31 protein-coding genes, 1 tRNA gene and 1 pseudogene are annotated in these 20,979 nt (G+C 64.7%); 29 read left to right on the top strand and 4 right to left on the bottom strand.

The genetic code is table 11. The features are described 5' to 3' along the window. Positions 1-29: 29 nt before the first annotated feature. Positions 30-100 (bottom strand) — tRNA-Gly (locus BM282_RS11135). Between the two features lie 195 nt (positions 101-295). Here BM282_RS11135 and BM282_RS11130 point away from each other — a divergent pair. The 26 genes from BM282_RS11130 to secY all read left to right on the top strand — a co-directional run bounded on the left by BM282_RS11130 (position 296) and on the right by secY (position 15,228). Beyond that, a complete protein-coding gene (locus BM282_RS11130; RefSeq protein ID WP_089880753.1) occupies positions 296-676 on the top strand; it encodes a hypothetical protein in 381 nt (126 codons plus the stop codon). Between the two features lie 166 nt (positions 677-842). Next, entirely contained in the window at positions 843-1,679 is an 837-nt protein-coding gene (locus tag BM282_RS11125; protein ID WP_089880751.1) for a putative RNA uridine N3 methyltransferase, read from the top strand. Positions 1,680-1,681: 2 nt separating this feature from the next. Continuing rightward, the gene (locus BM282_RS11120; protein ID WP_089880749.1) at positions 1,682-2,698 is read left to right on the top strand and encodes a 50S ribosomal protein L3; all 1,017 of its coding nucleotides are present in this window, start codon (positions 1,682-1,684) and stop codon (positions 2,696-2,698) included. Between the two features lie 3 nt (positions 2,699-2,701). Further along, positions 2,702-3,448 carry a 50S ribosomal protein L4 gene (gene rpl4p, locus BM282_RS11115; RefSeq protein ID WP_089880747.1) on the top strand — a complete coding sequence of 249 codons (747 nt, stop codon included), beginning with the start codon at positions 2,702-2,704 and terminating at the stop codon, positions 3,446-3,448. Further along, positions 3,445-3,696, top strand: coding sequence for a 50S ribosomal protein L23 (locus BM282_RS11110; RefSeq protein WP_089880745.1), 252 nt, complete (start codon positions 3,445-3,447; stop codon positions 3,694-3,696). The genes rpl4p and BM282_RS11110 overlap by 4 nt, the downstream gene beginning before the upstream one ends. Positions 3,697-3,698: 2 nt before the next feature. Beyond that, complete coding sequence (locus tag BM282_RS11105) at positions 3,699-4,427, top strand: 50S ribosomal protein L2 (RefSeq protein ID WP_089880743.1); 729 nt, start codon at positions 3,699-3,701, stop codon at positions 4,425-4,427. Between the two features lie 4 nt (positions 4,428-4,431). Beyond that, entirely contained in the window at positions 4,432-4,857 is a 426-nt protein-coding gene (locus BM282_RS11100) for a 30S ribosomal protein S19 (RefSeq protein ID WP_089880740.1), read from the top strand. A 3-nt stretch (positions 4,858-4,860) separates the two neighbouring features. After that, positions 4,861-5,322, top strand: coding sequence for a 50S ribosomal protein L22 (locus BM282_RS11095; RefSeq protein ID WP_089880737.1), 462 nt, complete (start codon positions 4,861-4,863; stop codon positions 5,320-5,322). Continuing rightward, on the top strand, positions 5,322-6,269 hold the full coding sequence (locus BM282_RS11090) for a 30S ribosomal protein S3 (RefSeq protein WP_089880734.1): 948 nt from the start codon (positions 5,322-5,324) through the stop codon (positions 6,267-6,269). The genes BM282_RS11095 and BM282_RS11090 overlap by 1 nt, the downstream gene beginning before the upstream one ends. A gap of 3 nt (positions 6,270-6,272) precedes the next feature. Then, positions 6,273-6,485, top strand: a complete 213-nt coding sequence (gene rpmC / locus BM282_RS11085; protein ID WP_089880732.1) for a 50S ribosomal protein L29 — start codon at positions 6,273-6,275, stop codon at positions 6,483-6,485. Positions 6,486-6,543: 58 nt separating this feature from the next. Beyond that, positions 6,544-7,023: a ribonuclease P protein component 1 gene (locus BM282_RS11080; RefSeq protein WP_089880729.1), complete on the top strand. Its 480-nt coding sequence runs from the start codon at positions 6,544-6,546 to the stop codon at positions 7,021-7,023. Next, complete coding sequence (locus BM282_RS11075; RefSeq protein WP_089880728.1) at positions 7,014-7,340, top strand: 30S ribosomal protein S17; 327 nt, start codon at positions 7,014-7,016, stop codon at positions 7,338-7,340. Before BM282_RS11080 ends, BM282_RS11075 begins: the two co-directional genes overlap by 10 nt. Then, a complete protein-coding gene (locus BM282_RS11070; protein ID WP_089880725.1) occupies positions 7,340-7,738 on the top strand; it encodes a 50S ribosomal protein L14 in 399 nt (132 codons plus the stop codon). Before BM282_RS11075 ends, BM282_RS11070 begins: the two co-directional genes overlap by 1 nt. Positions 7,739-7,744: 6 nt before the next feature. Further along, positions 7,745-8,104, top strand: a complete 360-nt coding sequence (gene rplX / locus BM282_RS11065; RefSeq protein WP_089880724.1) for a 50S ribosomal protein L24 — start codon at positions 7,745-7,747, stop codon at positions 8,102-8,104. Then, positions 8,101-8,814, top strand: coding sequence for a 30S ribosomal protein S4e (locus tag BM282_RS11060; RefSeq protein ID WP_089880721.1), 714 nt, complete (start codon positions 8,101-8,103; stop codon positions 8,812-8,814). Before rplX ends, BM282_RS11060 begins: the two co-directional genes overlap by 4 nt. Next, positions 8,811-9,335: a 50S ribosomal protein L5 gene (locus BM282_RS11055; protein ID WP_089880719.1), complete on the top strand. Its 525-nt coding sequence runs from the start codon at positions 8,811-8,813 to the stop codon at positions 9,333-9,335. Before BM282_RS11060 ends, BM282_RS11055 begins: the two co-directional genes overlap by 4 nt. Next, positions 9,332-9,508: a 30S ribosomal protein S14 gene (locus BM282_RS11050; protein WP_008384724.1), complete on the top strand. Its 177-nt coding sequence runs from the start codon at positions 9,332-9,334 to the stop codon at positions 9,506-9,508. Before BM282_RS11055 ends, BM282_RS11050 begins: the two co-directional genes overlap by 4 nt. Next, positions 9,508-9,900, top strand: a complete 393-nt coding sequence (locus BM282_RS11045) for a 30S ribosomal protein S8 (RefSeq protein ID WP_089880717.1) — start codon at positions 9,508-9,510, stop codon at positions 9,898-9,900. The genes BM282_RS11050 and BM282_RS11045 overlap by 1 nt, the downstream gene beginning before the upstream one ends. A gap of 2 nt (positions 9,901-9,902) precedes the next feature. After that, complete coding sequence (locus tag BM282_RS11040) at positions 9,903-10,439, top strand: 50S ribosomal protein L6 (RefSeq protein ID WP_089880714.1); 537 nt, start codon at positions 9,903-9,905, stop codon at positions 10,437-10,439. After that, positions 10,440-11,150, top strand: a complete 711-nt coding sequence (locus BM282_RS11035) for a 50S ribosomal protein L32e (protein ID WP_089880712.1) — start codon at positions 10,440-10,442, stop codon at positions 11,148-11,150. It abuts the gene before it with no gap. Then, positions 11,147-11,602, top strand: a complete 456-nt coding sequence (locus BM282_RS11030) for a 50S ribosomal protein L19e (RefSeq protein WP_089880710.1) — start codon at positions 11,147-11,149, stop codon at positions 11,600-11,602. Before BM282_RS11035 ends, BM282_RS11030 begins: the two co-directional genes overlap by 4 nt. Next, positions 11,602-12,156, top strand: coding sequence for a 50S ribosomal protein L18 (locus BM282_RS11025; protein WP_089880709.1), 555 nt, complete (start codon positions 11,602-11,604; stop codon positions 12,154-12,156). The genes BM282_RS11030 and BM282_RS11025 overlap by 1 nt, the downstream gene beginning before the upstream one ends. Next, entirely contained in the window at positions 12,153-12,800 is a 648-nt protein-coding gene (locus tag BM282_RS11020; RefSeq protein WP_089880706.1) for a 30S ribosomal protein S5, read from the top strand. The genes BM282_RS11025 and BM282_RS11020 overlap by 4 nt, the downstream gene beginning before the upstream one ends. Then, positions 12,800-13,264: a 50S ribosomal protein L30 gene (locus BM282_RS11015; RefSeq protein WP_089880705.1), complete on the top strand. Its 465-nt coding sequence runs from the start codon at positions 12,800-12,802 to the stop codon at positions 13,262-13,264. Before BM282_RS11020 ends, BM282_RS11015 begins: the two co-directional genes overlap by 1 nt. Then, positions 13,261-13,758, top strand: a complete 498-nt coding sequence (locus BM282_RS11010) for an uL15m family ribosomal protein (RefSeq protein WP_089880702.1) — start codon at positions 13,261-13,263, stop codon at positions 13,756-13,758. Before BM282_RS11015 ends, BM282_RS11010 begins: the two co-directional genes overlap by 4 nt. Before the next feature lie 3 nt (positions 13,759-13,761). Beyond that, positions 13,762-15,228, top strand: coding sequence for a preprotein translocase subunit SecY (gene secY, locus BM282_RS11005; RefSeq protein WP_089880700.1), 1,467 nt, complete (start codon positions 13,762-13,764; stop codon positions 15,226-15,228). 71 nt (positions 15,229-15,299) lie between these two features. Here the strand turns inward: secY and BM282_RS18855 are convergent, their stop codons facing one another. Both BM282_RS18855 and BM282_RS18850 read right to left on the bottom strand, forming a co-directional pair. Continuing rightward, the gene (locus BM282_RS18855) at positions 15,300-15,968 is read right to left on the bottom strand and encodes a sensor histidine kinase (protein ID WP_394327789.1); all 669 of its coding nucleotides are present in this window, start codon (positions 15,966-15,968) and stop codon (positions 15,300-15,302) included. Then, positions 15,942-17,102: pseudogene (locus tag BM282_RS18850) on the bottom strand (PAS domain-containing protein); the annotation flags it as partial. The gene BM282_RS18855 and the pseudogene BM282_RS18850, both read right to left, overlap by 27 nt. A gap of 275 nt (positions 17,103-17,377) precedes the next feature. Between BM282_RS18850 and BM282_RS10995 the strand changes: the two are divergent. Further along, positions 17,378-18,136, top strand: coding sequence for a hypothetical protein (locus tag BM282_RS10995; RefSeq protein WP_089880696.1), 759 nt, complete (start codon positions 17,378-17,380; stop codon positions 18,134-18,136). Positions 18,137-18,158: 22 nt separating this feature from the next. Here the strand turns inward: BM282_RS10995 and BM282_RS10990 are convergent, their stop codons facing one another. Beyond that, positions 18,159-18,953: a CBS domain-containing protein gene (locus tag BM282_RS10990; protein ID WP_175501511.1), complete on the bottom strand. Its 795-nt coding sequence runs from the start codon at positions 18,951-18,953 to the stop codon at positions 18,159-18,161. Between the two features lie 678 nt (positions 18,954-19,631). On the opposite strand from BM282_RS10990, the gene BM282_RS10985 reads away from it, so the two are divergent. Together BM282_RS10985 and BM282_RS10980 are read left to right on the top strand one after the other, a co-directional pair. Beyond that, a complete protein-coding gene (locus BM282_RS10985) occupies positions 19,632-19,985 on the top strand; it encodes a hypothetical protein (protein WP_089880692.1) in 354 nt (117 codons plus the stop codon). Further along, positions 19,982-20,956 carry an alpha/beta hydrolase gene (locus BM282_RS10980; RefSeq protein WP_245758346.1) on the top strand — a complete coding sequence of 325 codons (975 nt, stop codon included), beginning with the start codon at positions 19,982-19,984 and terminating at the stop codon, positions 20,954-20,956. Before BM282_RS10985 ends, BM282_RS10980 begins: the two co-directional genes overlap by 4 nt. Positions 20,957-20,979: the final 23 nt, after the last annotated feature.

The raw sequence follows: 20,979 nt of genomic DNA, 5'->3' as shown, positions 1-20,979 counted from the left end.
GGTCGCTCGTGGCGTGGAGTTCGGAGAAGTGCGCTGGCTGGGATTTGAACCCAGGTTGTGACCATGGCAAGGTCACGTGATACCACTACACTACCAGCGCGTGTCTTGCTGCATTACTTCGTAATGCGAGGTCGATTGATAAGACTTGCGAATCGGCGCAAATCGAACGATAGCGGCGGACTTCGGGACGTCCGAACGGGGTCGAATCCGTCGGAGAAACGGAACGACAGACGGCGACGCCTACCCTAACTACGACGGGCTAACCCCTATCCAGACTGCACCCCTCCCTCGGGACATGAACTTGGAGACGCGAATCCACGAACTGTACCGGGACGGCGACCGAGAGGCGATGACGCAGTTGATTCAGGCGGCCATCAGTTCCGGCGGCGAGGCGGAGTACCGAGTCGAGGACGGACAGGTGCGCGTCTCGCATCCCGCCTACACGGGGACGCACGCGATTCGGCGTCGCCCGTACGGCGTCCGCGTCGTCGCCCGCGGGACGTATCACTTCGAGGGCAAAGACGGGAGTCTGGACGTCGAACTGGAGGCGATGAACTCGAAGGCGGTGCAGTACGGTCGGGCGCACGCCGAGAACTCCGCCGGCACGGACCCCGACGCTCGGTCCCCCAGCGTCGACGACGAGCGACCGGTCGGCGACCGAGTGGCGAACACATAGTCAGTCGGTCCCGGTTCGTGGTGACGATACGCACAGTTTCAAAACCTGCGAAACTCCCGTCTACGAGGGTGTTACGCCTTCACAACGCCGCCCATCATTCGCTACCCTTTTAGGGAGGCATCTGGTACAAGCGATACAGTCTAGACGTGACGATGAAGGGACCGGTATGACACTCAGCGTACTCGTACCGTCTTCCGTCGTCCGAGAAGCCGAGGACAAACGCGAGGCCACTCGCAAACTCGGCTACGTCGCCCGCGCGGCGACGGTGTTTCGGGCGGACCGACTCGTCGTCTTCCCCGACCGGGAAGGCGAGACTCGATGGGGAGGCGAGTTCGTCGAAACGGTGTTGCGGTACACCGCCACGCCGCCCTACCTCCGAAAGGAGGTCTGGGGCCATCGCGACGAACTGCAGTACGCCGGTATCTTACCGCCCCTCCTCGTCTCGTCTACGACCGGCTCCGAATCAGACGATTCGGGGTCGTTACAACAGGGAATCGTGACCGAGGTCGGACCTGACGGCCGCGTTCGGGTCAATTGCGGACTGCAACACCCGATCTCCCTCTACACGCCTCCGGAGATGGAGGCAGAAGAGGGAGAGCGCGTCGCTATCAGGATCTCTTCGCGAGAACCGGTCCGTGCACGGATCGTGGACGAACCCGTTCCGGGGTTCTCCGTCTCCTGCACGGGCCTCGAGGAAGCACTCGGCCGCGCCGACGCGGGCGTCACAATCGCGACGTCCCGCTTCGGCGAGTCGCTGACGGTGCCGAAGTTGGCGGAACTCTCCCCGCGAATCGAGCGGGAGGGAGCCACCGTCGTCTTCGGGTCACCCGGCCGTGGCCTTCCGGACATCTTCGGCATCGACGCCGAGGAAGTCACAGTCGAACCCTCCGACGGTCCGGGGTTCGACCTCTGGCTCAATACGATTCCGCGACAGGGCAGCGAGGTGGTGCGAACTGAAGAAGCGATGTTCGCCTCCCTCGCGTCCCTGACACTCACGGAGTAAACATGCCACAACCAAGCAGACCACGAAAGGGTTCGATGGGTTTCGGCCCGCGCAAGCGTGCGGCCAAAGAGGTCCCACGCATCAAGTCGTGGCCCGACGACGACGGGTCACCAGCGTTGCAAGGGTTCGCCGGTTACAAGGCCGGAATGACCCAAGTGATGATGGTCAACGACGAAGCCAACTCCCCCCGCGAAGGGATGGAGGAGGCCGTCCCGGTGACCGTCGTCGAGACGCCACCGATGCGCGCCGTCGCCCTTCGAGCCTACGAAGACACGCCGTACGGTATGAAGCCCCTGACGGAAGTGTGGGCCTCGGAGTTCGCAGAGCACCTCGACCGCGCTCTCGACCTTCCGAACGAAGACACCTTCGACGAAGACGCCGACGACCTCCGCGACGCCCTCGAGGCTGGCGAGGTCGACGACGTCCGCGTCATCACCCACACCGTCCCGTCCGGGATGAAGAACATCCCCAAGAAGAAGCCCGACATCATGGAGACGCGCGTCGGCGGCGGGTCCGTTCAGGACCGCGTCGACTTCGCGCTCGAACTCGTCGGCGACGGCGGCGAACACGCGATGTCCGACGTCTTCCGCGCAGGCGAGTACATGGACGTCGCCGGCGTCACGAAGGGGAAAGGGACCCAGGGCCCCGTCAAGCGATGGGGCGTCCAGAAGCGGAAGGGTAAGCACGCACGCCAGGGATGGCGGCGCCGTATCGGTAACCTCGGCCCGTGGAACCCCTCGCGCGTTCGCTCGACCGTTCCGCAACTCGGACAGATGGGCTACCACCAGCGGACCGAACTCAACAAGCGTCTCATCGACCTCGGCGACGGTGCCGACGCGTCGGTCGACGGCGGCTTCGTCGGCTACGGCGAGGTCGACGGTCCGTACGCGCTCGTCAAGGGCTCGCTCCCGGGCCCCGACAAGCGCCTCCTCCGCTTCCGCCCGGCCATCCGGCCGAACGACCAACCGCGCCTCGACCCCGAGGTGCGCTTCGTCTCCACCGCATCGAACCAAGGATAAACCATGCAGGCAACAATCCGAGACCTGAACGGCGACGACGCGGGTACGCTCGACCTCCCCGAGGTGTTCGAGACGACGTACCGTCCGGACCTCATCAAGCGTGCCGTCCTCGCCGCGCAGGCAAACCGAAAACAGGCGTACGGAGCCGACCCCTACGCGGGGATGCGAACCCCCGCGGAATCGCTCGGCAGCGGTCGCGGTATGTCTCACGACCCGCGTGAGAACGGCCGCGCCCGACGTGTCCCTCACGCCGTCAGCGGGCGCAAAGCGCACCCGCCGAAGGCCGAGAAGGACCAGGGTAAGAACATCAACAAGAAGGAGCGGCAACTCGCCGTCCGCTCGGCGCTCGCCGCCACGACGGACGCCGAACTGGTCGCCGAACGCGGCCACCGCTTCGACGAGGACCTCGAACTTCCGCTCGTCGTCTCCGACGACTTCGAGGACCTGGTGAAGACGAAGGAAGTCGTCTCGCTGCTCGAAGCGCTCGGCCTCTACGCCGACATCGAGCGCTCCGAAGACGGCAAGAAGGTCCGTGCCGGTCAGGGGAAGGCGCGCGGACGCAAGTACAAGCGTCCCAAGTCCATCCTCTTCGTGACCGCGGGCGAGCCCTCGAAGGCGGCTCGCAACCTCGCCGGCGTCGACGTCGTCACCGCGGCGAACGTCAACGCCGAGGACCTCGCGCCCGGTACGCACGCCGGTCGCCTCACCATCTTCACCGAGAGCGCAGTCGAGGAGGTGGCCGACCGATGAGCGTCGTTCGCCACCCCCTCGTCACCGAGAAGGCGATGAACGAGATGGACTTCGACAACAAGCTCCAGTTCGTCGTCGACCTCGACGCCTCGAAACCCGAGATCGTCGAGGAGATCGAATCGCGCTACGAGGTGTCCATCGTGAAAGTGAACACGCAGGTCACGCCGAAGGGCACGAAGAAAGCAACCGTCCGACTCGCAGAGGACGACGACGCGCAGGAAGTCGCCTCGCGCATCGGGGTGTTCTGATAATGGGACGTCGAATTCAAGGCCAGCGTCGTGGTCGCGGTACGCCCACGTTCCGGGCGCCGTCGCACCGCTACAAGGCCGAACTCTCGCACAAGAAGGCAGAATCGAAGGACACGATCTCCGGAACCATCGTCGACATCGAACACGACCCGGCCCGCAGCGCGCCCGTCGCGGCCGTCGAGTTCGAAGACGACGACCAGCGACTCGTCCTCGCGCCCGAGGGCGTCGCGGTCGGCGACCAGATTCAGGTCGGTGTCTCCGCGGAGATCAAGCCCGGTAACACGCTTCCGCTCGCCGAGATCCCGGAAGGGGTCCCGGTGTGCAACGTCGAACGGCAGGTCGGTGACGGTGGCAAGTTCGCTCGTGCGTCGGGTACGAGCGCGCAACTGCTCACCCACGACCGCCACGTCGCCGTCGTGAAGCTCCCCTCCGGGGAAGTCAAGCGCCTCAACCCGCAGTGCCGCGCCACCATCGGCGTGGTCGCTGGCGGTGGCCGAACGGAGAAGCCGTTCGTCAAGGCAGGAAAGAAACACCACAAGATGCGCGCACGCGGTATCAAGTGGCCGCGGGTTCGCGGCGTCGCCATGAACGCGGTCGACCACCCGTTCGGTGGCGGTGGCCGTCAGCACCCCGGTCGCCCGAAGTCCGTCTCGCGCAACGCACCGCCGGGCCGCAAGGTCGGCGACATCGCCTCCAAGCGCACCGGTCGCGGTGGCAAGGGAGGGAACTGAAACCATGAGCTCGGAATACCGAACCGGCCGTGACGGTGAGGAGTTCACCTACCGCGGTCACACGCTCGACGAACTCCAGTCGATGGAGCTCGACGAGGTAGTCGAACTGCTGCCCGCACGACAGCGGCGAAGCATCAACCGAGGACTGACGCTCCAGAAGGAGAAGCTCCTCGAAGCGGTCCGCGACGCGGACCCAGAGGAGACTGCGAACGACCCGATTCGGACGCACCTCCGCGACATGCCCATCCTGCCGGTGTTCGTCGACAAGACGTTCGCCGTCTACAACGGGCAGGAGTTCCAGCGCGTCCGCATCCAGCCCGAGATGATCGGTCACTATCTCGGCGAGTTCCAGTTGACCCGTAACTCGGTCGAACACGGTCAGGCCGGTATCGGTGCGACCCGGTCCTCGAAGTTCGTACCGCTCAAATAACCCATGGGAATCAACTACAGCGTCGAGGCCGACCCGGACACCACCGCCAAGGGGATGCTCCGTGACCGGCCCATCAGCCTGAAGCACAGCAAGGCCATCTCGCGCGAAATCAAGGGCATGACCGTCGCAGACGCCGAGGACTACCTCGATGCCGTCATCGAGGGCGAGCGCTCCGTTCCGTTCCGCCAGCACAACACCGGTGTCGGACACCGTTCCGACATCGACGGCTGGGACGCGGGCCGCTACCCCGAGAAGGCGTCGAAGGCGTTCCTCGAACTCCTGCAGAACGTCGCCGCCAACGCCGACGAGGCTGGCTTCGACGGTCGTTCGATGGAGATCATGCACGTCGCCGCGCACAAGGTCGGAGAACGACCCGGTCGTAAACCCCGAGCGTTCGGGAGTGCAGACCCATTCAACACCACACTCTGTGACGTCGAACTCATCATCGAGGAGGTCGAGGAGTAATGGCTGACGAACACCAGTTCATCGAGAACGGGCTCCAGCGCTCGCAGATAGACGAGTTCTTCGCGGACGAACTCGGTCGCGCGGGCTACGGCGGCATGGACGTCGCCAAGACGCCGATGGGCACGCAGATCGTGCTGAAGGCGGAGAAGCCCGGGATGGTCATCGGGAAAGGCGGGAAGAACATCCGCAAGGTGACCAAGGAACTGCAGACGCGCTTCGACCTGGACGACCCGCAGATCGACGTGCAGGAGGTCGACGAACCCGACCTCAACGCACGCATCGTCGCGGACCGTCTGGCGAACGCGCTCGAACGCGGTTGGTACTTCCGCAAAGCGGGCCACACGACCATCGACCGGATCATGGACGCCGGCGCACTCGGCGCCGAAATCGTCCTCTCCGGGAAGGTCACGGGCGCTCGCTCGCGCGTTGAGAAGTTCAACCGCGGCTACATCAAGCACAACGGCGAACCCGCCCAGGAGATCGTCGACGAGGGCCAGGGCGTCGCCGTCATGAAACTCGGCACCATCGGCGTGACCGTCAAGATCATCCCGCCGGGAGCCAAGCTTCCCGACGACTTCGAGATCGAAGAGGACGCCGACGTCGAACCGGTCGAGCAGGCCGTCGAAAGCGAGGGCGTCGAGGAACTCCTCGAGGACGAACCCGAGGAGATTCCGGACGTCTCGAAAGACCAAGAGGACGTCGAGGTCCCCGACGAGGACCCGACCGAGGTCATCGACGAGGAGATCGTCGAGGAAGTCGTCGACGCCTCCGACGAAGAGGCCGTCGAGACGGGCGACGTCGAAGACGAAGACGTCTCGCCGGACGACGACGAGGCCGACGCAGAAGAGACCGAACTCGACGAGGAGGTCGAGGCGGAAGCCGAAGACCTCGTCGCCGAGATGGAAGAAGCCGACGAAGACGAAGCCGACGAGGAAACGGAGGAGTAATACATGGCAATCCTCTACGCCGAAGAGATTCGCGACATGACCCCCGCAGAGCGTGAGGCGGAAGTCGAAGAGCTCGAAACCGAGCTCCTCAACGCCAAAGCCGTCCAGGCCGCGGGTGGCGCACCGGAGAACCCGGGTCGCGTCGGCGAACTGAAGCGAACCATCGCCCGAATCAAGACGATTCAGGGCGAAGAAGGCGACTTCGACGAGCAGTAGCTCGTCGGGCCGCCAGACGAAGTCTGACGACTTCGAAGACGACGAATAACGAATCACGATGGCACTGACACCCGAGACCCTCACGCGACACGAACTCAACGGCCTCCACGTGGAGGTCGTCGACGCCCCCAACCCCGACCTGGTCGGGATAGCGGGCCGTGTCGTCGTCGAGACGATGCAGACGCTCCACGTCGACGTGAGCGACACGTCCGACGGTGAGACACGGGTGTGTCAGGTGCCGAAGCAGGGCTCGACCCTGCAGTTCGAGATTCCGTCGCGGGACGAGACTCCCGCACAGCGTACAGATGAAGCCGCCGACGTCGAGAAGGCGTCGGGGACCGCGTCCAAACTTCGGTCGGAAACTGCTGGCGGATTGGAAGCCAGTCAGTCTGGTCGGCTGGCCGAGGAACCCTCGGCCGCTTCCCGGATGTCGTCCGGGAATTGCGAGGGCGTGGCCTACGTTACGGTGGATGGCGCACGTCTGCTCTCACGACCCGCCTTGCGAACAGAGAAGGCAGGTGACACAACATGGCGATAGGACTGAACGTAGAAGAACCGGAGGAGACCTGCTCCGACGAGAACTGTCCGTTCCACGGCTCCCTTGGAGTCCGCGGACAGACGCTCGAAGGAACGGTCGCCTCCACAGACATGGACAAAACCGTCGTTGTGGAACGCGAATACGACGTTCGCGTCCCCAAGTACGACCGCTACATGAAGCGGCGTAGTCGCATTCCGGCCCACGCACCCCCGTGCCTGGACTTAGAGGAAGGCGACACGGTACGTATCGCAGAGACCCGACCGCTGTCGAAGACGAAGGCGCACGTCGTCGTCGAGATACTCGGAGGTGAGGAGTGATGGAGGCGCTGAAGGCCGACGTCACGAAGGGCCTCGCACGAGGCTCGCTCATCAACTGCGCTGACAACACTGGCGCGCGCCAGCTGAAAGTCATCAGCGTGAAGGGCTACTCAGGAACCAAGAACCGACACCCGAAGGCGGGCATCGGCGACCAGGTCACCGTCTCGGTGACGAAGGGTACGCCGGAGATGCGCCGCCAAGTGCTGCAGGCCGTCATCGTCCGTCAGCGGAAGTCGATCCGCCGACCGGACGGGACGCGCGTGAAGTTCGAGGACAACGCCGCCGTCATCATCGACGAGATGGAAGAGCCTCGAGGGACCGAAATCAAGGGTCCCGTCGCGCGTGAGGTCGCAGAGCGCTTCGGGAGCATCGCCTCCACGGCGACGATGATCGTCTGAACAGCAATGACGAAACAACCACGCAAACAGCGAAACGAGACGCAGAACGCGCCGCTTCACGAGCGACAGAAGCAGGTTCGCGCGACGCTGTCCGGCGACCTCCGCGAGGAGTACGGACAGCGTAACGTCCGCGTCAACGTCGGCGACACGGTGGAAGTGCTCCGCGGCGACTTCGCGGGCACCGAAGCGGAAGTCACCAACGTCGACCTCAAGGACGCGGTCATCTACGTCGAGGACGTCACGGTCGCGAAGGCCGACGGCGAGGAAGTGCCTCGCCCCCTCGACTCGAGCAACGTCCGCGTGACCGAACTCGACCTCGAAGACGAGCGTCGCGAGGAGCGTCTCGAAGCGGAGGACAACGAATGACGAAGCACCAGAAGCGACTCTCGGCACCGAACTCGTGGCCGATAGAACGCAAAGAAGGAACGTTCACGGTCAAAGCCGACGCCGGTCCGCACGGGAAGGCGGGGGTCCCCCTCGTCATCCTGCTTCGGGACGTGCTCGGCTACGTCGACTCGAAGAAGGAAGCTCGCTACGCGCTCAACGAGGGGTCCGTTCTCGTCAACGGAGACGCTATCTCCGACGAGCAGCGCCCCATCGGGATGTTCGACATCCTCGCGTTCGAGCAGCGAGACGAGTTCTTCCGCGTCTTCCCCGACGAGGGTGGACGCCTCTCGCTCACGCCTATCGACGCCTCGTCGGCGGACAGCCGACTCGGCAAGATCGTCGGTAAGCAGAGCGTCAAAGGCGGCGCCACGCAGCTCACGCTGCACGACGGCGCGAACGTCCGCGTCGAAGCGGACGAAGACCCTGAACAGTACCACGGCAAAGACTCGCTCGTTATCGACAACGAGACGAAGGAGATCGTCGCGCACTTCCCGTACGAGGAAGGCGCGCTGGTCACCGCAGTCGACGGCACGCACGCCGGCGAAGTCGGAACGGTCACCGAGATCACCGTCACGCCCGGCAGCGGGAACAACTCCGTCACCGTCGAGACCGAGGACGACCGTACGTTCGAGACCGTCGAACAGTACGTCGTCGTCATCGACGAGAACTTCGTGGGTGATGACGAATGAGCGAGAGCGCTGACTTCCACGAGATGCGCGAACCGCAGATCGAGAAGGTCGTCGTCCACATGGGCGTCGGCGAAGGCGGTCGCGAACTCGCGAACGCAGAAGAGATCTTAGAGGAGATCACGGGCCAGAAGTCCGTCCAGACTATCGCCACGCGCGCGGCGACGCAGTTCGGCGCACGCAAAGGCGACCCCATCGGCGCGAAGGTCACCCTTCGCGGCGATAGCGCGGTCGAGTTCCTCGACACGGCACTCCCCCTCGCAGAGATCTCGGCGAAGCAGTTCGACGAGACGGGGAACTTCAGCTTCGGTGTCGAAGAGCACACCGAGTTCCCCTCGCAGGAGTACGACCCGCAGATCGGTATCTACGGACTGGACGTGACGGTCAACCTCGTCCGCCCCGGCTACCGAGTGAAAAAGCGCGACAAAGTGTCGCGCAGCATCCCCTCGGGTCACCGCATGAACGCCGAGGACGCGATTCCCTTCCTCGAAGCGAACTTCGACGTGGAGGTTGCTGAACAATGAGCGAATCAGAGACAGAACAGACGGGCGAGCACGCGACCCGACGGACGGGACAGGAGAACGAGTGCCGTCGCTGCGGTCGAAAGCAAGGCCTCGTCGGTAAGTACGACATCAACCTGTGCCGTCAGTGCTTCCGCGAAGTCGCCCGCGACATGGGATTCAAGAAGTACCGATAATGGCAGGAAACGATCCACTCGCCAACGCGCTCGCCGGTGTGAACAACGCCGAGAGCGTGGGGCATCTGTCGCACGAGATACAGCCCGCCTCCAACGTCATCGGCTCCGTCCTCGAGGTCTTCTACGACCGCGGGTACGTCGACGGCTTCGAGTTCGTCGACGACGGCAAGGCCGGAACGTTCGAGGTCGAACTGAATGGCGCTATCAACGAATGTGGCGTCGTCAAGCCCCGCTACTCCGCGGGCGCAGACGAGTTCGAGAAGTGGGAGAAGCGATACCTCCCCGCCCGTGACTACGGGACGCTCATCGTCACGACGAGTCACGGCGTCATGAGCCACTACGACGCCCGCGAACAGGGCATCGGTGGCCAAGTAATCGCCTACGTGTACTGAAAATGAACCGAGTAGAAATCGACATTCCGGACGACGTCTCTGCCGAGGTCAAGAACCTCGACCTGACCGTCGAAGGGCCGAACGGGAGCGTCACGAAGCGCCTCTGGTTCCCCGCCGTCAGCGTGACGGTCGAAGACGGACAGGTCGTCATCGAGTCCGACGAGACGGACGCGAAGACGAACGCGACGATAGGCACCTTCGAGAGCCACGTGGAGAACATGCTCCACGGCGTCACCGAGGGGTGGGAGTACAAGATGGAAGTCTTCTACGCTCACTTCCCGATGCAGGTGAACGTGCAGGGCGACGAAGTTGTCATCGAGAACTTCCTCGGCGAGAAGTCGCCGCGACACGCGACGATTCGCGGCGACACCGACGTACAGATAGACGGCGAGGAACTGGTCCTCTCGGGTCCCAACAAAGAGGACGTGGGCCAGACCGCCGCCGACATCGAACAACTCACTCGCGTGAAGGACAAAGACACGCGCGTCTTCCAAGACGGTGTCTACATCACGCAGAAACCGACGGCAGGAGGTGCCTAAATGTCCGACGACGAGATTCAGGAACTGGAAGACATAAGCGGTGTCGGCCCGTCGAAGGCCGACTCCCTCCGCGAGGCCGGCTACGAGACGGTCGAAGACGTGAAGGCCGCGAGTCAGTCTGAACTCGCCGAAGTCTCCGGTATCGGGAACGCCCTCGCGGCGCGTATCAAAGCCGACGTCGGCGGACTCGAAGTGTCCGAAGACACCGAGGCCGAGGTCGAAGACGAGACCGAAGACGCCGAGGAGGAGGCCGAAGAGGCCGTCGAGACCGAACTCCGACCCCGCGGTCACGCGGACAAGACGCCGGAACTCGACGAGGGCACCGAGAAAGCCCTGAAACAGAAGCACCGAGAGGGTAAGCCGCAGTTCAACCGGCAGGATTACCACAAGAAGAAGCGGACGCCCACGTCGTGGCGCAAGCCTCGAGGGAATCTCTCGAAGCAGCGACGCGGCATCAAGGGCAAGGGCGACATGGTCGAGTCGGGGTACCGCTCGCCGAAGGCCGCCCGCGGACTCCACCCGTCCGGCTTCGAGGAAGTGCACGTGCACAACGTGAACGACCTCGAAGGCGTCGACGGCGACACGGAGGCCGTCCGCATCGCTTCGTCCGTCGGCGCTCGCAAGCGCGAGCGTATCGAGGAAGAGGCCGAGGACCGTGAGATTCGCGTTCTCAACCCCACCTACGTCGAAGTCGAGGTGGACGACGAATGACCGACCTGAAAGCCCAGCGCCGCATGGCCTCCGACGTCTTGGACGTCGGGAAGAGCCGTGTCTGGTTCGACCCAGAGGCACAGTCCGACATCGCGGAAGCCATCACGCGCGAAGACATCCGCGAACTCGTTGACGACGGCACGATTCGTGTCAAAGACGCCAAGGCCAACTCGAAGGGCCGTGCCCGCGAACGCGCCGCGAAGCGTTCCTACGGTCACCGAAAGGGCCCCGGCACCCGCAAAGGGAAGTCCGGCGGTCGGAAGAAGTCGAAGGACGAATGGATCAGCCGAATCCGCGCACAGCGTCGTCGCCTGAAAGAGCTTCGCGACGACGGCCCCCTGACGCCCACGCAGTACCGCGAACTGTACAACAAGGCGTCCGGTGGCGAGTTCGACAGCGTGGACAGGCTCGAAGCGTTCATCAAGAACAACTACGACGTGGAGATAGAATAATGGCGACAGGACCACGCTACAAGGTGCCGATGCGACGTCGCCGTGAAGTTCGGACGGATTACCACCAGAGGTTGCGCCTGCTGAAATCGGGCAAGCCCCGCCTCGTTGCTCGCCTGAGCAACAAGCACATCAGGGCGCAGCTGGTCACCCCCGGACCTGACGGAGACAACACTCACGCGGCCGCCTCCTCGGAGGACCTCGCAGAGTACGGCTGGGAAGCCCCCACGGGCAACCTCCCCAGCGCGTACCTGACGGGCTACCTCGCGGGTGTGCGGGCGCTCGATGCCGGCCTCGAAGAGGCCGTCCTCGACATCGGCCTGAACACGGCGACGCCCGGTAGTAAGGCGTTCGCAGTTCAGGAAGGAGCAATAGACGCTGGCCTCGAAATCCCGCACAACGAGAGTGTGCTGGCCGACTGGTCGCGTAACCGCGGCGAGCACATCGCCGAGTACGCAGCACAGCTCGACGAACCGCTCTACAGCGGTGACTTCGACGCCACGAACCTGCCCGAGCACTTCGACGAAGTGCTCGAGCGACTTCAGGAGGACGCATGAGCCAACGCAACAGCAACGGCTGGGAACCGCGCACGCGGCTCGGCCGAATGGTACAGGAAGGCGACGTCACCTCGATGCAGCAGGCGCTCGACACGGGACTTCCGCTCAAGGAACCCCAGATCGTCGACCAACTGCTGCCCGGTCTCGAAGACGAGGTGCTCGACATCAACATGGTTCAGCGCATGACCGACTCCGGTCGGCGTGTGAAGTTCCGCTGTGTCGTCGCCATCGGGAACCGCGACGGGTTCCTCGGCTACGCCGAGGCCCGAGACGACCAGGTCGGTTCGGCCATCCAGAAGGCCATCGACGTGGCGAAACTGAACATCATCAAGGTCGACCGCGGCTCCGGTTCGTGGGAAGACTCCGCCGGCGGCGTCAACTCCCTCACGCGCAAGGCGGAAGGGAAAGCTGGCTCCGTGACGGTCGAGATCATGCCCGCACCGCAGGGCCTCGGCCTCGCGGCGGCAGAGACGGTTCGGAACATCCTCGAACTGGCCGGCGTGCAGGACGCGTGGACCCGCTCGAACGGGAACACGCGCACGACGGTCAACCTCGCGAAGGCGACGTACAACGCGCTGAAGAACGCGTCGCAGTCGCGTACCCCGCGTCGCGCACGCGAGAAACAGCAGGAGGCGAGTGACTGATGCAAGCAGTCGTTCAACTCCGCGGCGACGTGAACATGAGCCAGAGCGTCCACGACACGCTCAAGATGCTCAACATCCACAGCGTCAACCACTGTACGTTCGTCCCCGAGACGGACACCTACCGCGGGATGATCACGAAGGTCAACGACTACGTCGCGCACGGCGAGCCGAGCGTCGACGTGGTCGAGACGCTGCTTCGGACCCGCGCAGAGCCCGACGAGGGCTCGGCGACGGTCGACGACGACTGGCTGTCGGAGCACACCGACTACGCCGACGTCTCCGCGCTCGCGGAGGCACTCGTCGACGAGGAGACGACGCTGCGCGAGCAGGGTCTCTCCCCGGTGCTCCGACTCCACCCGGCCCGCGGCGGTCACAAGGGCCAGAAACACGTCACGAAAGAGGGCGGTCAGCTCGGTAAGCACACGACCGACCAGATAGACGAACTCCTGGAGGACATGCGATGACCTCGAAGAAACGACGACAGCGCGGTTCCCGCACGCACGGCGGCGGCACCCACAAGAACCGGCGCGGTGCCGGACACCGTGGTGGCCGTGGTCGCGCGGGTCGCGCGAAGCACGAGTTCCACAACTACGAACCGCTCGGTAAACACGGCTTCACGCGCCCCGAAGCGGCGCAGGACACCGTCGTCGAAGTGAAGGTCCAGAAGCTCGACGAGGACGCCGCACTCCTCGCGGCCGACGACCTCGCAGAGAAGGACGGCGACGCCTACCACATCGACGCCCGCGACGTGGCCGAGGACGGCTACGAGGCGGACGTGGTGAAGGTGCTCGGCGGCGGGCAGGTCCGACAGGAACTGCACGTCGTCGCGGACGCGTTCACGGCCGGTGCCGTCGAACTCATCGAAGAGGCCGGCGGCAGCGCCGACCTCTCCGAGCGCGCCGAAGAAGCGCAAGCCGAAGAAGATAACACGGACGACGAGGAAGGCTCGGACGAGTAACCTATGGGATGGAAGGAGGCCGCCGAACCGGTGCTGACGCGGATGCCCGCAGTCGCGAGACCGGAGGGACACGTCCCGTTCCGCCGCAAGCTCGCGTGGACCGCAGGCATCCTCGTGATGTATTTCTTCTTGACGAACGTGACGATGTTCGGTCTGGAGACACAGACCGCGTCCGGCGACTTCTACGGTCAGTTCCGTAGTATCCTCGCCGGGTCCGCGGGTTCGATACTCCAACTGGGTATCGGGCCCATCGTCACGGCGAGCATTGTCTTACAGCTGCTTGGTGGTGCCGACCTGCTCGGCTTAGACACCAACGACCCGCGTGACCAGATCCTCTATCAGGGGCTCCAGAAGCTCCTGGTGGTCGTGATGATCTGTCTCACCGGGCTCCCGATGGTGTTCGCCGGGGGCTTCCTGCCCGCGGACCAGCAGGTCGCGCAGTCGCTCGGCGTCGGCGTCGGTGGCGTGAAGACCATCATCTTCGCGCAGATGTTCGTCGGCGGCATCCTCATCCTGTTCATGGACGAGATCGTGAGCAAGTGGGGCGTCGGGTCCGGTGTCGGCCTGTTCATCATCGCGGGCGTCAGCCAGCAGCTCGTCGCCGGGCTGTTCAGCTGGAGCTCCCTCGGTGGCGCGTCCGGGTTCTTCCCGACGTGGATCGGCATCATCACCGGTGCCGTCGACATCGGCTCGCCGCTCTCACCGGGTGGTCTGTCCGACATCTTCCTCGGACAGGGCCAACTGCTCGCGCTGTTCACGACGCTTCTGATCTTCGGCATCGTCGTGTACGCCGAGAGCGTCCGCGTCGAGATTCCCCTCTCGCACGCCCGCGTGAAGGGCGCCCGCGGTCGCTTCCCCGTGAAGCTCATCTACGCGAGCGTCCTGCCGATGATCCTCGTCCGCGCCCTGCAGGCCAACATCCAGTTCCTCGGGCAGATCCTGAACAACTGGACCGGCCTCCCGGCGTGGCTGGGGCAGTACTCGCAGGGACAGGTCACCGGTGGCCTGTTCTACTACCTCGCACCCATCCAGTCGCGCGGTGACTGGATGTGGTTCCTCGGGCTGACCTCGCAGGAACCGGCGCAGATCTTAGTGCGCGTGCTCGTCGACCTGACGTTCATGGTCGTCGGCGGCGCCATCTTCGCCGTCTTCTGGGTGGAGACGACCGGGATGGGTCCCGAGTCCACGGCCCAGCAGATTCAGAACTCCGGGATGCAGATTCCCGGCTTCCGACGCAACCCGCAGGTCATAGAGAAGGTGATGGAGCGGTACATCCCGCAAGTGACCATCATCGGCGGCGCGCTCGTCGGACTGCTCGCGGTCGCGGCGAACATGCTCGGCACCATCGGTCAGGTCTCCGGAACGGGACTGCTGCTGACGGTCTCCATCACGTACAAACTGTACGAGGAGATCGCAGAAGAGCAGTTGATGGAGATGCATCCGATGATGCGCCAGATGTTCGGCAACTAACCACCGTCGACTATCTTTTATCGGGTTCGAGTGCCGTAGCGACGGCCACGCCACACCTCCGAGACAGGTGGCTACCGACGGACGCTCTCCTCGGTCGGGTCTTCGACGCCGGTGAACTCGAACCGCGCCCCGCCCTCGGGACTCTCGGCGATTGAAACGTCCCAGCCGTGTGCCGCGGCGATCTGTTCGACGCTCACCATCCCGAACCCGGTGCCGTCGGCTTTCGTCGAGAATCCGGGTTCGAACGCGTCCGCTCGGTTCTCGGGCGGGATTCCGGGGCCGGCGTCCTCGTAGTAGAACCCGTCCGGGAGCGTCCCGATTCGCATCGGCACGTCCGGCCCGGCGTGTTCGACGGTGTTCTTGACGAGGTTGTCCGCGAGTCGAGCGAGTGCCCGTTCGTCGGCGAGGATCGGTTTGGAGTCGACAACCTCGAACGACGCCCGGTCACCCCCGAGTACGTCCCACGACCGGAAGGCGTCCGCGAGTTCGACCGTCGTCACGTCGCAGACCAAGTTCCGCTGGGTCATCACGTTCGCGAGGTCGTCGACGAGCGACTCGATTCGGTTCGTCGCGTCGATAGCGGCGTCGAGGTAGTCCAGGTCGCCCGTCTCTTCGATGAGGTCGAGGTTGCCCTTGAGGACGGCCAGTGGCGTCTTGAGGTCGTGAGAGAGGACGCTCCCGAAGTCGCCGAGCCAGTCGAACTGCGCTTCGGCCGAATCGGCGGCGTCCGGACCGGGAATCTCGCGTTGGAACCCCACGAAGTTCGTCACGCGGCCGTCGACGTCGCGAATCGGTGCGATTTCGAGACGGTTCCAGAACGGCGTCCCCTCCGCGTCGTAGTTGAGAATTTCCGTCGAGATGGGGACGCCGCGGCGCACGGCATCGCGTATCTCGGCGACCGTCTCCGTGTCGGTGTCCTCCCCCTGGAGGAAGCGACAGTTCCGTCCCAACACGTCCGCGCCGTCGTAGCCCGTCAGTTCCTCGAATCGCTCGTTCAGGTAGACGATGGGGGTGTCGTCTCGCGCCGGACCGGTGATGATGACCCCCGCGTGGGCCGCGTCCAGCGCGCGGTTCTTGAGCGCCAGTTCGGCTTCGATCTCGTCTGTCTCTTCGATGGCTTGGACGATGCAGACGTGTCCACCGTCGTCCATCTGCGTCAGGACGAGTCGTTCCCGAATCGGGTCGCCCTCGCTCGTGAGTCCGGTCGAGACGCCGCGCCACGTCCCCTCGGCTTCGAGTTGCGGGAGAATCTCGTCGTGGAATCGCGTTGCCTCCTCGGTCGAGTACAGCACCTCCCAGTGCTCTCCGATTAGTTCCGAACGGTCGCGGTTGTACACGGTGGCGTACGCCCGGTTCATGTACCGGTACACACCGTCTTGGTCGATGATGCCGATTCCCTCCTCGGCGGATTCGATGGCCGAGAACCCGCGCCGGACCTGTTCTTCGGCCCAGTACTTCTCGACGAGAATCTCGACTTTGTTCGCGAGTACCGGGTACTCCTCGGGACCGCCCTTCTGGAGGTACTCGTCGACGCCGGCGGTGATCGCCTGACTGGCGATCTCCTCGCTTCCCTTGCCCGTGAAGAGCACGAACGGCAGTTCGCTGTCCAGTTCGCGCACCCTGACGAGGAGTTCTAAGCCGTCCATCCCCGGCATGTCGAAGTCGCTGATGATACAGTCGTACTCCCCCTCCGAGAGTCGCTCTAAGGCGACCTCGGGGTCGGTGACGGCGGTCGTCTCGACGCTGGGTAGCTCTCGTTTCAGAAACGCCGCGGACATCTCGACCATCGCCTCGTCGTCGTCGACGAGGAGCACCGAGATTCCGTCACGGTCTCTGCCGAACGGAGCTATTTCGCTCAGTGGAGAGCTAGCCATGCTAGAGATACGACTTCGGACCGAGTTAAGTCATACCAAGCGATTTCGGGAGCGGTCTCGACGGGTGAGGAGGTCGTTCCGAACGGCCGGAAGGGCCGAGACGCGTGGTTCTGGGGTTGTTCGAGCCACCGTCGTAGTGTGGGACGACCACGCGAGACCGCATCAGAACGTTTCTGCGGTAAGCGGACACGACGAGGCGAGCGTCCGTCGTACCCGCCGTACCGGCGTCGAGACACCGAACGACGTATAGCACTCCGTCGTCACCTCCCGGTGAGATGGGCACGCTCGTCCTCGACATCGAAACCGCGAGTCCGTTCGAAGAGCCGAAGGAGAACGAGACGGAGTACTTCGAGTGGCTCTCCGTCGCCGTCGCGTTCGTCGGCGACGACGGCGAGACGGACACCGAGGTGTTGTTTCGACGGGGCGACTGGCGCGACGAGCACACCGCGGACCTGTTAGACCGTCTCGTGCTGTGGTGCGCCGAACGGGATATCGACCGGACGCTGACGTACAACGGCGCGCGGTTCGACGTGAAGCACCTCGTGAACTGGGCGGCGTCGCTGGAGGCGAAGAACGTCCGGCGGGACGCCGTCTCGGACCTGCTCACCTGTTTCCCACACCACGTCGACGTCGCGAAGGCGGCCGCGGACGTCCACGAAGCGGAACTGTGGGACGAACAGGTCGTCTTGCCCGACTGGAAGGCGTACCAGTTGGAGGGAATCGACAACGACACCGTCTGGTACCGCGACTACGATTTCAACCCGGACTTCTTCGAGCAGTTGGGCATCGACGACCGGATGGTCAAGGGCGCGCACGTCGGGCGAGTTCTCGGGGAACGGTACGTCGACGGCGTCGCCGCCGGACTGCACGAGACGCGGACGCACCGAGAACTCCGGCGACTCCTGACCGACTACAGTCTCAGCGACGTCGTCGACCTCTTCAGACTGTACGAGTCGTTGGGGGGCGCGCAACTGGACGAGACGTACCACTACCCCGCAGACGCCGTCACCGACACCCTCGACCGGAGACGGTAGTCGGCGAACGAGTCGAGCGTCGTCACCGACTGGGTTCGGTCTTCTCTACGAGCGGGTGAGTGAGGTAATCGTTGACTGTCACGTCCGCGAGAGAGACGAGCCCACCGATGCGGGCCATCCGACGGAGGCCGAGTTCGCCGACTTCGTCGGGCGAGACGGTGAGTACGTACGCCTGCATCCGCTCGACGTCGAGTTCGTTGGCGGCGAGGGCGCGGTGGTGGCCGTCGACGAGGAGCGTCTCGCACCCGTACGAGAGGACGATGAGCGGTTCGGCAAGTCCGTGTTGGAGTTCGTACTTCCGCCCTTCGAGTTCGTCGGCGTACACCTCCCGTTGCGTCGGAATCAGAGAGGAGACGACGACCGACCGCTCGGAGACGCCGACGGAGGCGCCGTGGGTTCGTTCGAGCATCTCTCTCGTGCTCTCGACTTTCGAGGGCGTCGTCCGCTCTATCCCGCTTCTGACGGCGTCACCGTTCGAGAAGAGGCCGAGGAGTTCGTGGTCGTCGTCGACGACGGGGAGGAACTGGTGACCGCTCCGGAGGATGACGCGCGCCGCGTTCTTCACTTTCATCTCCGGGCGGACGACGACGACGTCGCGACTCATCACCGCCTCGACGGGGTCGTCGCCCGGCACTTCCAAGAGGTCTATCGCGCCAACGAACCCGAGGAGGCGTCCGTCGTCGTCGCAGACCGGGAGTCCGCCGTACTCCACGCCGTCTTTGAGTCTGTCGACGACGTCGGTGACCCACTCGTCGGGGCGAGCGGTGTCGACGTCCGTCGTCATGTAGGCGTCGACGCGTACGTCGTCGAACTCTATCGGCGTCATAGGCGAGTCGTCGTGCTTCGAGTAAGTATAGTTCACCCCTGACGACGGTATCGACCGTGAGGACTCGGATTGCGAACTGGTAACTCGTGTCTATCGTACGGGAGAGCGAGAACGCCGACGCCGAGACAGTCGATAGCGCCCCAGAGGCGTCTGGAAAGCCGTATCTAGAGCGGTGAGAGGACAGCTATCACTATTGATACTCTCGTAGGAAAACTTATATCACGCGTTATCTAATCGGATATCGTCGGCGCGAGGGCGCGGTCTCCCGAAGCCCGCCTCGCGGGCCGACGTGTGGGGGCGTCCCGTCTACGCGGGCCCCGCACACACTATCCACCACGCCACTATCGGCACCGACGGTGGGCCGTCCGACGACGGCTACATTCGGCGGGGCTCCCCCCGAGGGCCTCGTCGGCGCTCGACAGCGCTCACGCGGGACTGCCTACCCCCGTACGAGGTCAGAACGGGTGTCAGCCGGGGCCTGCCTACCCCCCGGCCGACGCCCACCTGGTCGAGTCACCGAGTCGACCGATAGCGCTCGCACCCCGGTGAGACCCACCCCCGATGAGTCCACCACTCTCGGTGCGACGGCGCTGGTTTCTCTCTTCGAAACCGCCCGGCGAGACGTGTCTCGCGGTAAACGTTTAGCCGCTCCCCCCAGAAGGGGAGTGTATGAACGACGCCATCACGGGCGTGGAAGGCGACCTCCGGAGCAACGGAATCAGCGTGGAGTCACTCCACGTCGACGCGGACCGGGTGACGCTGTCGTATCTGACGACGTTTCCCGACGTGCACGTGAACCACACCGAGATGGGTCGCGTCCTCACGACCTTCATCGACCGCGCCGAGGCGGGCGAGTGGGACCCCGCGCGTGTCGAGGCGACGGTGCTCAGACACGAGAACGACGTACAGGGGACGTGGCACGCGGAGGCCGACTGGCTCCGCCGGTACCTCGACTACTCGCTGAGCGACGAGGACCTCTCCGAGTTGGTGCTGTCGACGCTGGACGAGGAGGTGTCGGCGTGACCCGACCGACGGCGAGTCGCGAGTGGGAGCGCGCGAAGCGATACGAGAACGACGGGGAGACGACGAAGGGGTCCGACAGACCCTCCAGAGAGTCGTTCTCGAAGGTGACGATGGAGTTCGAGAGCGGCGACGGCGACTGTACGGGCTGGCTCTACCGCCCGGACAGGCCCGCCGACGCACCCGTCGTCGTCATGGCCGGCGGCCTCGCGGGCGAACGGTCGTTCGGACTGCCCGCCTACGCCGAACGCCTCGCCGAGGCGGGCTACGCCGTCTTCCTGTTCGACTATCGAAACCACGGCGACAGCGAGGGCGAACCGCGGAACCTCGTCTCGCCGTCTCGACAGCGAACCGACTGGGAGGCCGCGATAGCAGGCGCCCGCGACGCCGACGGCGTCGACGGTTCTCGACTCGTCCTCTGGGGCGTCGACGTCGGCGGGGGCCACGCCCTCGACGTGGCCGCCGACGACCCGAGCGTCCGCGCCGTCGTCGCGCAGACGCCCGTCCTCTCGGGCCGCGCCTTCCTCGGCACGCGCGGGAAAGGCTTCCTCGTGAAGTCGCTCCTCGCGGGGGTCCGCGACCGACTCCAATCGCTCGTCTTCTCGCCGCACACCGTCCCCGTCGTCGGCGACTCCGACGAGTTCGCCCTCGTCTCGGCACCGGGTGCCCGGCGGGGCTACCTCGACACCGTCCCCGCCGACAGCGCGTGGACGAACGAGACGCCCGCGCGGTCGCTCTCGAACCTCCTCCGGTTCTCCGCCGGCGACGACGCGGACGCGGTCACCTGCCCCGTTCTCCTCCTCGGCGGGACGCGCGACGACGTCGTGCCGGTCGACGCCGTGGAGTCGGCCGCGAACGACTTCGCGAACGCGACGTTCGTCCGCCTCCCCATCGGACACTTCGACGCGTACGAGGGGTCCGGGCTGGACCACGTCTTCGGCCACGCTCGGGCGTTCTTAGACGCCGAACTGTAGGGCGGACCGACTCCCGGTGCGTG

This window comes from Halogeometricum limi, assembly GCF_900115785.1.
Classification (GTDB): domain Archaea; phylum Halobacteriota; class Halobacteria; order Halobacteriales; family Haloferacaceae; genus Halogeometricum; species Halogeometricum limi.
The sequence above is the reverse complement of the archived record's forward strand: the minus strand, read 5'-3'. Positions and strand labels throughout refer to the sequence as shown.

Coding starts and splice junctions, on each gene's coding strand:
- rpmC (WP_089880732.1), top strand. CDS start 6,273: ATGGCAATCCTCTACGCCGAAGAGATTCGCGACATGACCCCCGCAGAG.
- BM282_RS11110 (WP_089880745.1), top strand. CDS start 3,445: ATGAGCGTCGTTCGCCACCCCCTCGTCACCGAGAAGGCGATGAACGAG.
- BM282_RS11090 (WP_089880734.1), top strand. CDS start 5,322: ATGGCTGACGAACACCAGTTCATCGAGAACGGGCTCCAGCGCTCGCAG.
- BM282_RS11070 (WP_089880725.1), top strand. CDS start 7,340: ATGGAGGCGCTGAAGGCCGACGTCACGAAGGGCCTCGCACGAGGCTCG.
- secY (WP_089880700.1), top strand. CDS start 13,762: ATGGGATGGAAGGAGGCCGCCGAACCGGTGCTGACGCGGATGCCCGCA.
- BM282_RS11080 (WP_089880729.1), top strand. CDS start 6,544: ATGGCACTGACACCCGAGACCCTCACGCGACACGAACTCAACGGCCTC.
- BM282_RS11035 (WP_089880712.1), top strand. CDS start 10,440: ATGTCCGACGACGAGATTCAGGAACTGGAAGACATAAGCGGTGTCGGC.
- BM282_RS11075 (WP_089880728.1), top strand. CDS start 7,014: ATGGCGATAGGACTGAACGTAGAAGAACCGGAGGAGACCTGCTCCGAC.
- BM282_RS11120 (WP_089880749.1), top strand. CDS start 1,682: ATGCCACAACCAAGCAGACCACGAAAGGGTTCGATGGGTTTCGGCCCG.
- BM282_RS11045 (WP_089880717.1), top strand. CDS start 9,508: ATGGCAGGAAACGATCCACTCGCCAACGCGCTCGCCGGTGTGAACAAC.
- BM282_RS10985 (WP_089880692.1), top strand. CDS start 19,632: ATGAACGACGCCATCACGGGCGTGGAAGGCGACCTCCGGAGCAACGGA.
- BM282_RS11125 (WP_089880751.1), top strand. CDS start 843: ATGACACTCAGCGTACTCGTACCGTCTTCCGTCGTCCGAGAAGCCGAG.
- BM282_RS11010 (WP_089880702.1), top strand. CDS start 13,261: ATGACCTCGAAGAAACGACGACAGCGCGGTTCCCGCACGCACGGCGGC.
- BM282_RS11060 (WP_089880721.1), top strand. CDS start 8,101: ATGACGAAGCACCAGAAGCGACTCTCGGCACCGAACTCGTGGCCGATA.
- BM282_RS11130 (WP_089880753.1), top strand. CDS start 296: ATGAACTTGGAGACGCGAATCCACGAACTGTACCGGGACGGCGACCGA.
- BM282_RS11095 (WP_089880737.1), top strand. CDS start 4,861: ATGGGAATCAACTACAGCGTCGAGGCCGACCCGGACACCACCGCCAAG.
- BM282_RS11020 (WP_089880706.1), top strand. CDS start 12,153: ATGAGCCAACGCAACAGCAACGGCTGGGAACCGCGCACGCGGCTCGGC.
- BM282_RS11055 (WP_089880719.1), top strand. CDS start 8,811: ATGAGCGAGAGCGCTGACTTCCACGAGATGCGCGAACCGCAGATCGAG.
- BM282_RS11050 (WP_008384724.1), top strand. CDS start 9,332: ATGAGCGAATCAGAGACAGAACAGACGGGCGAGCACGCGACCCGACGG.
- BM282_RS11100 (WP_089880740.1), top strand. CDS start 4,432: ATGAGCTCGGAATACCGAACCGGCCGTGACGGTGAGGAGTTCACCTAC.
- BM282_RS11040 (WP_089880714.1), top strand. CDS start 9,903: ATGAACCGAGTAGAAATCGACATTCCGGACGACGTCTCTGCCGAGGTC.
- rplX (WP_089880724.1), top strand. CDS start 7,745: ATGACGAAACAACCACGCAAACAGCGAAACGAGACGCAGAACGCGCCG.
- rpl4p (WP_089880747.1), top strand. CDS start 2,702: ATGCAGGCAACAATCCGAGACCTGAACGGCGACGACGCGGGTACGCTC.
- BM282_RS11030 (WP_089880710.1), top strand. CDS start 11,147: ATGACCGACCTGAAAGCCCAGCGCCGCATGGCCTCCGACGTCTTGGAC.
- BM282_RS10995 (WP_089880696.1), top strand. CDS start 17,378: ATGGGCACGCTCGTCCTCGACATCGAAACCGCGAGTCCGTTCGAAGAG.
- BM282_RS11015 (WP_089880705.1), top strand. CDS start 12,800: ATGCAAGCAGTCGTTCAACTCCGCGGCGACGTGAACATGAGCCAGAGC.
- BM282_RS11025 (WP_089880709.1), top strand. CDS start 11,602: ATGGCGACAGGACCACGCTACAAGGTGCCGATGCGACGTCGCCGTGAA.
- BM282_RS11105 (WP_089880743.1), top strand. CDS start 3,699: ATGGGACGTCGAATTCAAGGCCAGCGTCGTGGTCGCGGTACGCCCACG.